Annotated in this window: 13 protein-coding genes; 6 read left to right on the top strand and 7 right to left on the bottom strand. The window is 63.4% G+C overall.

Annotated elements, in window-relative coordinates; translation table 11 throughout:
* The first annotated feature begins 60 nt into the window (after positions 1-60).
* Both yghU and AAC071_RS12675 read left to right on the top strand, forming a co-directional pair.
* Complete coding sequence (gene yghU / locus AAC071_RS12680; RefSeq protein ID WP_339833033.1) at positions 61-930, top strand: glutathione-dependent disulfide-bond oxidoreductase; 870 nt, start codon at positions 61-63, stop codon at positions 928-930.
* A 139-nt stretch (positions 931-1,069) separates the two neighbouring features.
* Positions 1,070-3,073, top strand: coding sequence for an acyltransferase family protein (locus AAC071_RS12675; protein WP_339833031.1), 2,004 nt, complete (start codon positions 1,070-1,072; stop codon positions 3,071-3,073).
* Positions 3,074-3,077: 4 nt separating this feature from the next.
* Here AAC071_RS12675 and AAC071_RS12670 read toward each other — a convergent pair whose 3' ends face one another.
* On the bottom strand, positions 3,078-3,521 hold the full coding sequence (locus tag AAC071_RS12670) for a group III truncated hemoglobin (RefSeq protein ID WP_339833030.1): 444 nt from the start codon (positions 3,519-3,521) through the stop codon (positions 3,078-3,080).
* A 123-nt stretch (positions 3,522-3,644) separates the two neighbouring features.
* The gene (locus AAC071_RS12665; RefSeq protein ID WP_339833029.1) at positions 3,645-4,637 is read right to left on the bottom strand and encodes a hypothetical protein; all 993 of its coding nucleotides are present in this window, start codon (positions 4,635-4,637) and stop codon (positions 3,645-3,647) included.
* Between the two features lie 164 nt (positions 4,638-4,801).
* On the opposite strand from AAC071_RS12665, the gene AAC071_RS12660 reads away from it, so the two are divergent.
* Positions 4,802-6,220: an MFS transporter gene (locus AAC071_RS12660; RefSeq protein WP_339833027.1), complete on the top strand. Its 1,419-nt coding sequence runs from the start codon at positions 4,802-4,804 to the stop codon at positions 6,218-6,220.
* A gap of 142 nt (positions 6,221-6,362) precedes the next feature.
* On the opposite strand, the gene AAC071_RS12655 is transcribed toward AAC071_RS12660, so the two are convergent.
* From AAC071_RS12655 to AAC071_RS12645, 3 genes are all read right to left on the bottom strand, one after another.
* Complete coding sequence (locus tag AAC071_RS12655; protein ID WP_339833025.1) at positions 6,363-6,818, bottom strand: response regulator; 456 nt, start codon at positions 6,816-6,818, stop codon at positions 6,363-6,365.
* 67 nt (positions 6,819-6,885) lie between these two features.
* Complete coding sequence (locus tag AAC071_RS12650) at positions 6,886-7,293, bottom strand: HIT family protein (RefSeq protein ID WP_339833023.1); 408 nt, start codon at positions 7,291-7,293, stop codon at positions 6,886-6,888.
* Positions 7,294-7,303: 10 nt separating this feature from the next.
* The gene (locus AAC071_RS12645; RefSeq protein ID WP_339833021.1) at positions 7,304-8,473 is read right to left on the bottom strand and encodes an acyl-CoA dehydrogenase family protein; all 1,170 of its coding nucleotides are present in this window, start codon (positions 8,471-8,473) and stop codon (positions 7,304-7,306) included.
* Between the two features lie 102 nt (positions 8,474-8,575).
* Here AAC071_RS12645 and AAC071_RS12640 point away from each other — a divergent pair, with 102 nt between their 5' ends.
* Complete coding sequence (locus tag AAC071_RS12640; RefSeq protein WP_339833019.1) at positions 8,576-9,040, top strand: MaoC family dehydratase; 465 nt, start codon at positions 8,576-8,578, stop codon at positions 9,038-9,040.
* 3 nt (positions 9,041-9,043) lie between these two features.
* On the top strand, positions 9,044-9,919 hold the full coding sequence (locus tag AAC071_RS12635; RefSeq protein ID WP_339833017.1) for a CoA ester lyase: 876 nt from the start codon (positions 9,044-9,046) through the stop codon (positions 9,917-9,919).
* On the opposite strand, the gene chrA is transcribed toward AAC071_RS12635, so the two are convergent.
* Positions 9,914-11,254, bottom strand: coding sequence for a chromate efflux transporter (gene chrA, locus AAC071_RS12630; RefSeq protein WP_339833015.1), 1,341 nt, complete (start codon positions 11,252-11,254; stop codon positions 9,914-9,916). The two genes, AAC071_RS12635 and chrA, sit on opposite strands and share 6 nt — an antisense overlap.
* Positions 11,255-11,400: 146 nt before the next feature.
* Between chrA and AAC071_RS12625 the strand changes: the two genes are divergently transcribed.
* Positions 11,401-12,831 (top strand): tetratricopeptide repeat protein, encoded by a 1,431-nt coding sequence (locus AAC071_RS12625; protein WP_339833014.1) that lies wholly within the window; start codon positions 11,401-11,403, stop codon positions 12,829-12,831.
* Between the two features lie 3 nt (positions 12,832-12,834).
* Here the strand turns inward: AAC071_RS12625 and AAC071_RS12620 are convergent, their stop codons facing one another.
* Positions 12,835-13,431, bottom strand: coding sequence for a flavin reductase family protein (locus AAC071_RS12620; RefSeq protein WP_339833012.1), 597 nt, complete (start codon positions 13,429-13,431; stop codon positions 12,835-12,837).
* Positions 13,432-13,444: the final 13 nt, after the last annotated feature.

Raw genomic sequence — 13,444 nt, 5'->3', positions numbered from 1 at the left:
TTCGGCCCGCGCACAATCGGCGCCGCAAATCGCGGCAACCGGACACAAGGAAACCTGTCGATGACCGACACAGAATACACGCCGCCGAAAGTCTGGACCTGGAACCGGGACAAGGATGCTGGCCGCTTCGCCGCGATCAACCGACCCGTCGCCGGTCCGACGCACGAAAAGGAACTGCCGGTCGGCAAGCATCCGTTCCAGCTCTATTCGCTGGCGACGCCCAACGGCGTCAAGGTGACGGTGATGCTGGAAGAGCTGCTGGCCGCCGGCCACAAGGGCGCCGAATACGACGCCTGGCTGATCAACATCTCCGAAGGCAATCAATTCGGTTCCGGCTTCGTCGCCGTCAACCCGAACTCGAAAATTCCGGCCCTCATGGACCGCAGCACCAACCCGCCGACGCGCATCTTCGAAAGCGGCGCGATGCTGCTCTACCTTTCGGAAAAATTCGGCAGCGCCTTCATGCCGAAGGAACTCACGAAGCGCGCCGAAGTTTATTCATGGCTGATGTGGCAGATGGGATCCGCGCCCTATCTCGGCGGCGGCTTCGGCCACTTCTATGCCTATGCGCCCTTCAAGAGCGAATATGCAATCAACCGTTTCGCGATGGAGGTCAAGCGCCAGCTCGACGTGCTCGACCGCCGTCTCGCCGAAAGCGAATACATCGCCGGCCCCGACTACACGATCGCCGACATGGCGATCTGGCCCTGGTACGGCGCGCTGGCGAAAGGTCTGCTCTACGAAGCGGGCGAATTCCTCAGCGTCCATGAATACAAGCACGTCAATCGCTGGACCGACCAGCTCGCCGAACGTCCGGCGGTGAAGCGCGGCCGTATGGTCAATCGCGGCTGGGGCGATCCGGCAAGCCAGCTCCCCGAGCGCCACGACGCGTCCGATTTCGACAAGGTGGGCAAGACAGGCGACGCTTAGCCCCCGAGAGGCGGAGCCTCAATGGCAGGACCTGCAAGACGGCGGCCCCTCGGCCGCCGTTTTTTCGGCCCAATCTCATGACAGACAACGGCGCCCTGGCATCGGGTCCGGCGGCACAGCGAACGGGATTTCCTCCTTCATGAGTTCAGCGGCTTTCCGTTCCGACATTCAGGGGCTGCGCGCCGTCGCGGTTCTGCCGGTTCTGGTCTTTCATATCTGGCCGCAGGCCATGCCCGGCGGCTATGTCGGCGTCGACGTCTTCTTCGTCGTCTCGGGCTTCCTGATCACCGGTCTTCTGCTGGGCGAGCTGGAGCGCGAAAACACCATCCGCATTGCGCGATTCTATGCGCGCCGCGTCCGCCGTCTGCTGCCCGCCTCGACGCTGGTGCTGGTCGCGGTCGCCGGCCTGACGCTGACGCTGCCGCCCTCGCAATGGCGCGGCGTCGCCGCCGAGATCGTGGCAAGTGCCCTCTATTTCGAAAACTGGTGGCTTGCCGCCCAGGCCGTCGACTATCTTGGCGCCGAAAGCGCACCGAGCCCGCTGCAGCATTTCTGGTCGCTCTCGATCGAAGAGCAGTTCTATTTCGTCTGGCCCCTGATGATGGTCGGCACGGGCGCGCTCTGTCTGCGCCGCGGCTGGCGCCTGCGCCCGGCCCTCGGCGCAGCCCTCGGCACGGTCTTTGTCGTCTCGCTTGCTCTCTCGGTCCATGAAACCATCCATGCGCCGCAAGCCGCCTATTTCGTCTCGCACACGCGCTTCTGGGAACTGGCGCTGGGCGGGTTGCTGGCCGTGGCGGGAACCCGCGCATCGATCGCCGGCGAGACCGCGAAGATCCTTGCCGTCACGCTGGGTCTTGCCGCCATCGCCGTCGCCGCGATCTTCTATTCCGGCGCCACGGCCTTTCCAGGCTACACCGCCCTGCTGCCGACGCTCGGCACGGCGCTGGTCATCATGGGTGGCGGCGCGGCGGCGCGCTTCGCCCCGCACCGTCTGATCGAAAGCCGCCCGGCCGTCTGGATCGGCGATCTTTCCTATTCGATCTATCTCTGGCACTGGCCGTTGATCGTGTTCTATCGGACATGGACCGGGTACGTGCCGGGTCTCTGGGACGGTCTTGCCCTTGCGGCGGTGTCGATCCTGCTCGCCGCCCTCTCCAAGCGCCTTGTCGAAGACCGCTTTCGCGACCGCGCTGGATCGCCGGCCATTGCACGCAGCCTCGCCGGCGGCCTCGCCTCGATCCTGCTCTGTCTGGCGGCCGCCGGTGTCGTCTTCGCAGTCATCGCCGCTCAGCGTCCCGGCGAACTGACGGCAGCCACCCATCCGGGTGCCGCCGCCCTCACCGATGCGGTGCCGGTGCCCGCAGGCATCCCGGCGGCGCCGCCGCTGGCCTTCGTGCTGGACGATCTGGCAGCGGCCTATGGCAATGGCTGTCATCTCGATCTCGACGAGGACGCGCCGCGCCCCTGCCGCTATGGTGCCGCCGATGGCAGGTTTCACCTGATGCTGATCGGCGACTCCCATGCCGCGAGTTGGCTGCCGGCGCTGGAAAGCCTCGCCGAAGCGCGCCGCTGGCGCATGACGGCGCATACGAAATCGGCCTGTCCCATGGTTCTCGGCAAGCTGGCCAAGGACCCCTCCTGCCCGCGCTGGGGCGAAAACATGCTGGAAGAAGTCGCGCGTGAAAAACCCGACCTGGTGCTGCTGGTCATGTCGGCCGACAACATGATCGCCGGCGCCGGCACGCGCGAGGCGCGCTTTCCGCAGCTCGTGGCGGCGCTGCGCCGGACGGCGGCAGCGCTGCATGACAAGGGAACCACGGTCGCGGTGCTGCGCGACACGCCGCGCTTTCCCTTCGACCCACCGGAATGTCTGGCGCGCGACCAGGACTGCCAGGCACTGGAAATCGAAGCCTTTCCGCTGCCCGATCCGATGTCGGCGGCCTTCGGCAACGATCCCGGTGTACCGGTGATCGACATGACGCATGGTTTCTGTGCCGACGGCGTCTGCCCCATGGTGATCGGCAACGTCACCGTCTGGCGCGATTACCATCACTTCACCGCCACCTATGCGCGCACACTGGCACCCGCCCTCGGGCGCGAACTCGACAGGATCACGGCAAGACTGGAGACCGGCGCCCGTTGACCCGTCACTGAACGGGACAGGCACCCCTGCGTTCCGGATCGTGCAGGACCGGCTTGAAGAACATGCCCATCTGCAGGCTTTCGGCAATACGGCCAGCCTTTTCGGCGAAACGGTCGGCGGCTTCGGGCGCACAGACCGCGTCGGCCGTCTCGCGGAACAGTTTCAGCCAGCGCTCGAAATGCGCCGGCGTCACCTGCTTGAGCTTCAGATGGGCGCGCATCGGCTGACCCTTGTAGCGCCCGGTCGTCAGCATCACCGACGACCAGAAGTCGATCATCTTGAGAAGATGCGGCTCCCAGTCATCCCCGATGACGCCGTCGAAGATCGGCCCGAGCACCGCATCGGCGCGAATGCGCATGTAGAACGTCCGCACCAGCAAGGCGATCTCGGCCTCGTCGGTGACGGGCGCATCGCCATCCTTGTGCGGATTGCCAGGATTGTCCGTCATTGCCGTCTCCATAACATGCATTCAAGATGCATATTAAACTTGGACGCTGCGGCCTCCGAAGACAAGACATGCCCGAGCGCCGCGGCTGCGGCAAATCGTCGGCGGAAAGACGGGAGGAAGGACTCAGCCGTAGCTGAAACCGGAATGCGGCAGCAGCCGCGCCCGCTCGCGCCGCTCTTCGGCGCGCGCCTCCTGGCGCCGCTCCTCGCTGCGCTCGCTGTCGCGCAGCGTCGCGCTGCCCTGCGGGATCGGATCGAGCGATGCCAGGATTTCGACGACGGCCGGCGTCAGCTTCAGCGGCGCACCATAGCGCGATGCGCCGCCCGACGCGGCAGCCGGGGATAAACCCGGGGACAACACGGCCGCGCCGCGAGTCGCATAGCCCTTCTGAGCCCGGTTCGAGGGTCCCTCGAAATGGCCGTCCGGACGATTTATGACAGTTTTGTGACGGTTGCGTGACAGAGGGGGGGGTACGGCTGTCGCCTGCTGCTGTGAAGCATCGGTATTTTCATGCTTGCTGACCAGGTTTTGATAGACCTCGGCGGCACTCCGCGCCTGTCCGGAGCGGTCGTAGAAGATCGATTTATTGGCAGCCGCCGCGGCCGGAAAAAGCATGTCAGCACGGGCACTTGGCGTCTCTTCCGCAGCCGAGATCAGCTTCGCCGCGCCGCCCGCGCCAAGGAAATGTGCGATATAGAGCTCGCCCTCGCTGGTCGACCGTCCGAGACGGTTTTCCAGCACGCCCGCACTCTCCTGCGTATAGGCCCCCGCCATCAGCGCCGATGCCTTGGCATCGAACCGCAAGGCAAGAATTTCCTGCCGTTCGGCAGCATTTTCCACGACATAGCGGCCACTTGGCGTCTGGCTGATCGCCGCCGCGTGCTGCCCGAGCCCGAGTTCGGCACCGTATTTCTTGAGCGTACCGAGCCAGCTTTGCTCGGTGAACTGGAACAGCCCGGATGCGCTGGAAGTATTTGATTTCGCTTGATGATCCAGGCTCGACTCGCGCATGGCGGTCTTCAGCAGATAGTCGAAATCGGCGCCCGTCCGCTCGCTTGCATGAACAAGCGCGGCATGGATCGTCTGCGGTCCGCCAATGATTTCGACAAGGCTCATAAGGCCGTTCCCTTCACGTCTCGCAGAACGGGTCGCAAGGGCCGTGCCATCGCTGTTTTGGCAGAACTCCGGCTTTTTCACGCGCGCGGATCACGGCAATAGCGTTAAGCTTGTTCAAAAGCGCCGAAGGCGCATGAAGGCACTGCAAAGGGAGGGGATGAGGAATGGCCGAGGTCGACGTCGCGGCGGAAGTCGAGGAGGAACTTCACCATCCGAAAAAGGATGTGGTCGAAAAGCCTTATCCCAAAGCCATTTACGGCTGGTACGTCGTTGCCGTGCTGGTCCTCGCCTACACCTTCTCCTTCATCGACCGTCAGATCCTGAGCCTGCTTGTCGGTCCGATCAAACGCGATCTGGGCATCTCCGACACCCAGATGAGCCTGCTGCAAGGCTTTGCTTTCGCTGCCTTTTATTGTGTTGCCGGCCTGCCCATCGGGCGCCTGGTCGACCGCTATCACCGCGTCAATATCATCGCCCTTGGCGTCTTCATCTGGAGCGTGATGACGGCGCTCTGCGGCACCGCGCGCGGCTTCTGGCAGCTTTTCATCTTCCGCGCCGGCGTCGGCGTCGGCGAAGCGGCGTTGTCGCCAGCCGCCTATTCGATCATTGCCGACTATTTTCCGCCGAAACGCTTGGGTTTCGCACTCGGCGTCTATGGCATGGGCGTCTATATCGGGGCCGGACTCGCACTGATCATCGGCGCCGCGGTCATCGCCCTGGTCTCGGAAGGCGGCAGCATGACCCTGCCGCTGTTCGGCGAGGTCTTTGCCTGGCAGATCACCTTCTTTGTTGTCGGCCTGCCCGGCATTCTGGTCGCGCTCTGGGTCTGGACGCTGCGCGAACCTGATCGCCGCGGCCATGTCAGGCAGGAGGTCGGTACCGACGGCATCAGCCGCCGGGTCGAGGTGCCTGTCGCGGAAGTCTTTGGGTACATGGGCAGAAACTGGCGCACCATGGTGCCGCTCAATCTCTGCTACGCGCTCTCGGCCATGATGGCCTATGGCGTCGCGGCCTGGATTCCGACCCTCTTCGTCCGCACCCATGGCTGGTCCTACCCCGAAGCCGGCTTCTGGTACGGCATCATCATCGTGATTTTTGGCACCTCCGGGGTCATCGCCGGCGGCTGGATGGGCGATTTCCTGACCGGCAAGGGCATCCGCAACGGCCGTATGATGGTTTGCGCCTTCACCGGCCTGGCCGCGTTTCCCTTCACGGTCGCCTATCCGCTGCTCGACGATCCCTGGATCGCCCTGCTGCTCCTCTGTCCCTCGACCTTCTTCGCCACCTTCACGACCGGCGCCGGCCCGTCGGCCCTGCAGGAGCTGATGCCCAACCAGATGCGCGGCTTCGCCTCCGCCGTGCTGATTTTCGTCGTCACGATCATCGGCCTTGGCCTCGGACCGACCTCGATTGCGCTGGTCACCGACTATGTCTATGGCGATGAGATGATGCTGCGTTACTCGCTGGCCGTCGTGCCGGCCATCGTGCTGACGCTGGCAATAACGGCAGGATTGTTGGGCCTCAGGCCCTATATCGGCAGCCTGGACTACCTGAAGCGCTGGAGCTCCGAGAACGAGAAATAATTAACGAAATCAGTCGATTGAGTTAATTGTTCAACGTGAAACATCAACATATAGGTGACCAAGGCCACCCCATACAATATCAAGGGCCATTAACAACATATAGTATTGTCAATGACTTGCCGGCTGATAGCGGGTAATCACATTAACCAGCAAGGCCAACAGACCGAAATCGCAGGACCGGCGCCGCGTTGCGCGAATTGTCCTGCACCAGCCGGGGCTTGTCCTCCGGCGGCCGTAGCCGCCGCCTTGTCCGCGCCTGCGCCAGCTTGAAGCGCAGCAGCGAAATATCGAAAGGCCTCACCAGATAATCGTCCGCGCCGGCGTCCATGGCCCCGCGCACCCCTGCTGCGCCGCCATCGGCGCTAAGATGAATCAAACAGGCATCTGAGATCCGGCGGATAGCGGCGATCGCCAGCGCCCCATCGGCTGTTTCGAGCCGGGCATCGGCCAGCACCAGATCGGGCGCGAGCTCTTCCGTCAGCGACAATGCTTCAGCGGCGGCAGCGGCCGTCACGACCTGAAAGCCGAGGCTCTCAAGCATTTCGGCAGCAGCTTGCCGCGTGGCAGTCGAGGGATCGGCAACAAGGGCGATGGACAAGGGTCCGGCTCCGGCATGAATCGCTTGCGTTCGCCGGAAGACTAGGACCCGAGTCTTAAACCAATCGTTAACCGTGAAGCGCCTGCGCCAGCTTCGCCGCCAGCGCCGCCGCCTCGGTTTCGGCATAGGGCTCCGCTGTCCCGACACCCCAGACCGGCGACGGCCAGGCCGCATCGCCGGAAAAGCGGGCGATGACATGCACATGGAGCTGCGGCACCATGTTGCCCAGCGCCGCCACGTTCATCTTGTGGGCAGCGGTCGCCTGCCGCAGCACCGCCGAGGCCAGGTCGATCTCGGAATGGAAATGCGCCTTCTCGGCCGCCGCCACATCGTCGAAATCGCGCAAGCCCTCGCGTCGCGGCACCAGGATAAGCCAGGGAAACCGCCGGTCGTTCATCAGCAGCACCCGGCACAACGTCAGATCTGCGACCCGATACGAATCAGCCGTCAGCCGTTCATGAAGTTCAAAGACCATGTGAGGCGCCTCAATAGGATTTCGGCAGGTCAAGCACCCGCTCGGCGATGAAACTGAGGATCAACTCGCGGCTGACCGGCGCGATTCGCGCGATCATGATTTCGCGCATATAGCGCTCGACATGGAACTCCCGGGCATAACCCATGCCGCCATGCGTCATCACCGCGGTCTCGCAGGCCCGGAAGCCGGCCTCCGCAGCCAGATATTTGCCGGCATTGGCCTCCGCGCCGCAATTCTCGCCGGCGTCGTAAAGCGCCGCCGCCTTGAACACCATCAGGTTCGCGGCCTCGAGCTCGGCCCAGCACCGCGCCAGCGGATGCTGGATCGCCTGGTTCTGCCCGATCGGCCGACCGAACACCTCGCGTTCCCGCGCATAATCGGTCGCCTTCTTCAGCGCGATGCGCCCGACACCGACCGCCTCGGCACCGATCAGCACCCGCTCGGGATTGAGCCCGTGCAGCAGATAGTGAAAGCCCTTGCCCTCCTCGCCGATCAGATCTTCCTTCGGCACACGCAATCCGTCGAAGAAAACCGCGTTGGAATCGACGGCCTTGCGTCCCATTTTCTCGATCTCGCGCACCTCCGTCGCGCCGCCGCGGTCGAGATCGGTATAGAAGAGCGACAGCCCTTCTGTCGCCTTTTTGCATTGCTCCTTCGGCGTCGTCCGCGCCAGCAGCAGGATCTTGTTGGCGGTCTGCGCGGTCGAGGTCCACATCTTGCGGCCATGCACCACATAGGCCTTGCCGTCCCACTCGGCCCTGGTCGAGATTGCCGTTGTGTTGAGCCCGGCATCGGGCTCCGTCACGCCGAAACAGCAACGGTCCTCACCCTTGATCAGCGGCGGCAGGTTCTTCTGCTTCTGTTCGTCGGTTCCGAACACCACCACGGGCATGGGCCCGAAAAGATTGATATGGATGGCCGAGGCGCCGGAGAGGCACGCCCCGGATTCGGCAATGGTCTGTGCCACGATTGCGGCCTCGGTCACGCCGAGGCCCGCGCCGCCATAGGCTTCCGGCATGGCGATCCCGAGCCAGCCGCCGCCCGCGATGTCGCGCACAAAATCGTCCGGGAAGCCACCCTCCTTGTCGCGCTTCAGCCAGTAGGCGTCATCATAGCGTGTGCAGACACGTCCCACCGCGTCGCGGATCGCCTGCTGCTCCTCGCTGAACCTGAAATCCATCCCTTACCCTTATGCGCTTTTCGTTTTCTGGATCGACGGCGCTATAACCTAACCCAAGGGCGGGCAGCGAGACAGTCCGCGAAAACAGGACAGGAACGCACGATGCCGGGACTCTACTACGAGGAATTCAAGGAAGGTCAGGTCTTCAAGCACGCCATTCGGCGCACGGTCACCGAGACGGACAACGTGCTCTTCTCGACCATGACCATGAACCCGGCCGCGCTGCATCTCGACCACCACTATGCCGAGACCGAAACCGAGTTTCGCAAACCACTGGTCAACAGCCTCTTTACCCTTGGCCTGATGATCGGAATCTCGGTGCATGACACGACGCATGGGACGACGATTGCCAATCTCGGCATGACCGATGTGGTCTTCCCGAAACCCGTCTTTCAGGGCGACACATTGAGAATGGAAACGACCGTCATGGCCAAGCGCCGCTCGAAATCGCGCGCGGGCGCCGGCATCGTGACCTTCCAGCACAAGGCCTTCAACCAGCGTGGCGAGGAAGTGGCCTCCTGCATCAGACAGGCCTACATGCATGCCAGCGGCACGGAAGAGGCGTGAAACATGAGGTCTTTTCTCTTCGTCCCGGCAGATAGCGAACGCAAACTGGCCAAGGGCGCAAGCTCCGGCGCCGATGCGCTGATCCTCGACCTGGAGGACTCTGTTGCTCTATCCAACAAGGAAGCGGCACGAAAATCGGCCGTGGATTATCTGAAATCGGCCGATCGCAATGGCCCGAAACTCGTCGTCCGCATCAACGCACTCGACACGCTCTTCTGGCGTGCGGAACTCGAGGCCGTGATCCCGGAAAGGCCGGACATGATCCTGATTCCGAAGACATTTTCGGGCGAATGCGTAAACAGGGTCGGACAGGTCATCGACATGCTTGAGCGCGATGCCGGCATCGCGCCCGAAGGACATGTCGGCATCGGCTGTGTCGCGACGGAAACGGCGGCCTCGCTCTTTGCACTCGGCACCTATGCCGGTGCGCATCCACGCCTGACCTTCTTGACCTGGGGCGCCGAAGATCTTGCTGCTGCCCTCGGGGCACGCGACAACAAGGACGAAAACGGCGTTTATACTGGTCCCTACCAGCTCGCCCGCACGCTGACGCTGCTGGGCGCTGTGGCCGCCGGCGTCGCACCGATCGATGGCATCTGCAAGGACTTCAGAGACGAGAAAGGCCTTGAAGCCGAAGCGCGTGCGGCGGTCCGCGACGGCTTCACCGGCAAGGTCGCGATCCATCCCGGTCAGATACCGGTCATCAACGCGGTCTTCACCCCGAGCGAGGACGACCTAGCCCATGCCCGCGCTGTGATCGAGGCATTCGAGAAGGCCGGCGATGTCGGCGTCGTCGCGCTTGACGGCGTCATGCTGGATATCCCGCATCTGAAACAGGCCCAACGTCTGATCGACCGGGCGGCCGCTATCCGCTCATGATAGCAGCTTGATCGCAACGCCGAGCACGGCGGCAATGCCGAGCACCGGCATCATGCCGACATGGAAGCGCAGCATGGCGACGAGTGCACCGACGCTCAGGAAAAGTGCCCAAAGGTCGATCGTTATGAGATCGGGTACCCAGAGCCGGAACGCCGAAACGCGCACCTCGTCGACCGTGCCGAACAGCACATGCAGACCGAACCAGAGCGCGAGGTTGAGAACGACGCCGACAACGGCCGCCGTGATGGCAGCGAAAGCAGCGTTGAGCAGCACGATCTTGCGCAACCGTTCGACATAGGGCGCACCGAGAAATATCCAGAGAAAACAGGGAGTGAAAGTGACCCACACCGTGATCAGCGCGCCGATGATGCCGGCAAGCACCGGATCGAGCCCGCCCGCTTCGCGATAGGCCGCGAGATAGCCGACAAACTGCAGCACCAGAATGAGCGGACCCGGCGTCGTCTCGGCAAGCCCGAGCCCGTCCAGCATCTCACCGGGATTGAGCCAGCCATAGAACTGCACCGCCTCCTGCGCCACATAGGCGAGCACCGCATAGGCCCCACCGAAGGTGACGACGGCCATCTTGCTGAAGAAGACCGCCTGCTGCGCGAACACGTGTCCCGCCCCGAGCGCCAAGACCAGCGCTGTCACCGGACCGAGCCACACGAGGCCTCCAACCAGAGCAACGGTGATGGTGCGCCGCGCCGAAGTCCGCGTATGCGCCGGCGCCACAGTCGCTCCTTGACCGCCGCCGTCGTCCGGCGTTGCCAGCAACGAACCGAAAATCGCTGGTGCCATCCGGGCCGCAATCAACCCGAATACGGCGGCCGCGCCGACGACCAGCGGAAAGGGCACGTCAAAAAAGAAGATCGCAGCGAACGACGCGAACGCAAGAGCATAGAGTGCGCCGGATTTCAGCATCCGTTTCGAAATCCGGACAAGCGCCTCGATGACGACCGCGAACACGGCGGCCTTGATGCCGAAGAACACAGCTTCGACAAGGCCGAGATCGGCAAAGGTGACGTAGAGGATGCTCAACCCCAGCATCACGGCAACGCCCGGCAGAATGAACATCAATCCCGCCGCAAGCCCGCCCTTGATGCCGTGAAGCAGCCATCCTGCATAGGTGGCCAGCTGCTGCGCCTCCGGTCCCGGTAGCAGCATGCAGAAGTTGAGCGCGTGAAGGAACTGCGGCTCGCTGAGCCACTTCTTTTCTTCGACCAGTATCCGGTGCATCAGCGCGATCTGCCCGGCCGGACCGCCGAAGCTGAGCAGCCCGATCCGCGTCCAGACACGAAGGGCATCGGCAAAGGCGACGGCGGGTGCGGCACTCATATCGTTAATCGGGCCTGAATCGCGTTGTTTCGGCGCATCGCGCGACTATGCCACCTCTGTCCGGAAGGTCCAGCATTGACGGCCAAGGTCCGGCTGTGCAGTTTGAGGACCACATCGCCCATATTTCAGAGAAAATCGGATTCAAATTGGCCAACGAAGCACCCGCCGTCCCCGAAATTCCCGAGCGCTACCAGCAGGTGCTCGACCTGATGAAACAGGGCAAACGGGCGATCGCCGAGAAGAAGGCGCGCGAAATGCTGGCCGCGACGCCCGAAGACGGCGATACGCTGACCTTGCTCGCTTCGATCATTGTAGAACGGGGCGCCTTCGACGAAGCCGACCGGCTGCTGAAACGTGCGCTGCAATTGTCGCCGATGGAGCCGACGCCATGGCTCAATCTCGGCCGGCTGTTCCAGCAGCGCCGGCGCTGGGGCGATGCGCTCACCCATTACGAAACCGCGGTCAAGGTCTTCCCCGATCACCCGGCCATTGCCGCGACCTATGGACAGCTTCTGCAGCGGGCCAACCGCTTCGCCGAGGCCGAAACCCAGTATCGCCGCACCATCGAATTCGACCCACGCCCGGTTCACCAAGTATCGCTTGGCATGGTCCTGCTGAGGCAGGAGCGCGTCGATGAAGCGATCGAGGCATTCCAGACGGCCATCGCCGGCGATCCGAATCTGTCGGCGGCCTATGGCAATCTCGGCAATGCCGAGCAGAAACGCGGCAACATCGAAGCGGCGTCGGCGGCCTATGAAAAGGCTGTGGCGCTCAACCCGCAGGACGTTCTCTCCTATGTCAGCTTCGGTCTGACACAGCTGCGCCTCGGAAGGTCACGCGAAGCGGCGGAGATTTTCGAACGGACGCTGGCGCGCATGGGACCGGAGCGGCGTGCCGCCGCCTGGTTGCCTTTCGCGCGCGCGCAGGAATTCGGCGAAATGCCGGCCGGCTACCGCGCCGAACTGGGCAAGCTCGTGACACGCACCGCCCTGGCGCGGCCCGAGGGATATGACAGCATGGCCGCATTCAATGCCGCGCTCGCAGCAGCCCTGCAGGACGACACGTCCCTTGTCTGGGAACCGCAAGGAAAGGCAACGCGCAAGGGCGGACAGACAGGCTTGTTGCTCGACAACCCGCGCGAACCCTTCATCGCCTTCGAGAAGATCCTGCGCGCCGCCATCGATGCGCATTTCGACAGCATCAAGCGCGAACCCGGCCACCCCTATCGCGGCCAGATTCCGCAAACCTATCAGCTCGATCTGTGGGGCACGGTACTCTCGGAAGGCGGTCACCAGCATTCGCATATTCATGTCGGCGGATGGATGAGCGGCGTCTATTACGTGGCGCTCCCGCCGACCATGGGCAAGGGCGAGACGCATGACGGCTGGATCGAGTTCGGTCATCCGCCGCCGGAGTTCGAGGCGAAGTTCGAGCCGCAGACCCTACTCTACGAACCGCGTGCCGGAGATGCCTTTTTCTTCCCGTCCTATCTCTTCCATCGGACCCTGCCCTTTTCGGGCGATGCGCCGCGCATCAGCCTTGCCTTCGACGTCAAGCCGACAAGCTGGCGCGACTGAAGGCTAGCGCGGTCGCCTGAGCGTGAAGACCTCCTCGACCACGGCATAATCGTGATAACCGAGGCGGGCGATGGGCTTCATGGCGGCGGTATCGACCATGCCGTCTGCAACATAACGATCGTCGATGTGAATGCCGACGACTTCGCCCAGCACCATGTAATAGCTGTGTCGCCCGTCGCGCGCGACCAGCGGAACGGTCCTGAGCCAGACACATTCGAAATGCGCCGGCGATCCCTTGACCCGCGGCGGCTTCACCAGCTGCGATGCTTCGGTTTCCAGCCCGGCCAATACGAACTCGTCGACCTCGGGACCGACTGTCGCCGAACTCGCATTCATCGCCTCGCGCTGGTCCCAGCTTGCGAAATTGCAGACGAACTCGCCTGTCGCCTCGGCATTGCGCTGGCTGTCCTTTCGCCCGGCGCTGGCAAACATCACGATATGGGGGTCGGTCGAGACACCGTTGAAAAAGCTGTAGGGCGCCAGATTGAGCACGCCATCGGGACCCAGGGTCGAAATCCAGCCGATCGGCCGAGGAACGATCAGCGCCTTGAAGGGATCGTGCCGGAGCCCGTGATCGTTTGTCGCGGCATCGTAGAACATGAACGGATGAGCT

It is taken from the genome of uncultured Parvibaculum sp. (assembly GCF_963975745.1).
Taxonomy (GTDB): Bacteria; Pseudomonadota; Alphaproteobacteria; order Parvibaculales; family Parvibaculaceae; genus Parvibaculum.
The sequence above is the reverse complement of the archived record's forward strand: the minus strand, read 5'-3'. Positions and strand labels throughout refer to the sequence as shown.

Coding starts and splice junctions, on each gene's coding strand:
- yghU (WP_339833033.1), top strand. CDS start 61: ATGACCGACACAGAATACACGCCGCCGAAAGTCTGGACCTGGAACCGG.
- AAC071_RS12675 (WP_339833031.1), top strand. CDS start 1,070: ATGAGTTCAGCGGCTTTCCGTTCCGACATTCAGGGGCTGCGCGCCGTC.
- AAC071_RS12670 (WP_339833030.1), bottom strand. CDS start 3,521: ATGACGGACAATCCTGGCAATCCGCACAAGGATGGCGATGCGCCCGTC.
- AAC071_RS12665 (WP_339833029.1), bottom strand. CDS start 4,637: ATGAGCCTTGTCGAAATCATTGGCGGACCGCAGACGATCCATGCCGCG.
- AAC071_RS12660 (WP_339833027.1), top strand. CDS start 4,802: ATGGCCGAGGTCGACGTCGCGGCGGAAGTCGAGGAGGAACTTCACCAT.
- AAC071_RS12650 (WP_339833023.1), bottom strand. CDS start 7,293: ATGGTCTTTGAACTTCATGAACGGCTGACGGCTGATTCGTATCGGGTC.
- AAC071_RS12645 (WP_339833021.1), bottom strand. CDS start 8,473: ATGGATTTCAGGTTCAGCGAGGAGCAGCAGGCGATCCGCGACGCGGTG.
- AAC071_RS12640 (WP_339833019.1), top strand. CDS start 8,576: ATGCCGGGACTCTACTACGAGGAATTCAAGGAAGGTCAGGTCTTCAAG.
- AAC071_RS12635 (WP_339833017.1), top strand. CDS start 9,044: ATGAGGTCTTTTCTCTTCGTCCCGGCAGATAGCGAACGCAAACTGGCC.
- chrA (WP_339833015.1), bottom strand. CDS start 11,254: ATGAGTGCCGCACCCGCCGTCGCCTTTGCCGATGCCCTTCGTGTCTGG.
- AAC071_RS12620 (WP_339833012.1), bottom strand. CDS start 13,431: ATGTTCTACGATGCCGCGACAAACGATCACGGGCTCCGGCACGATCCC.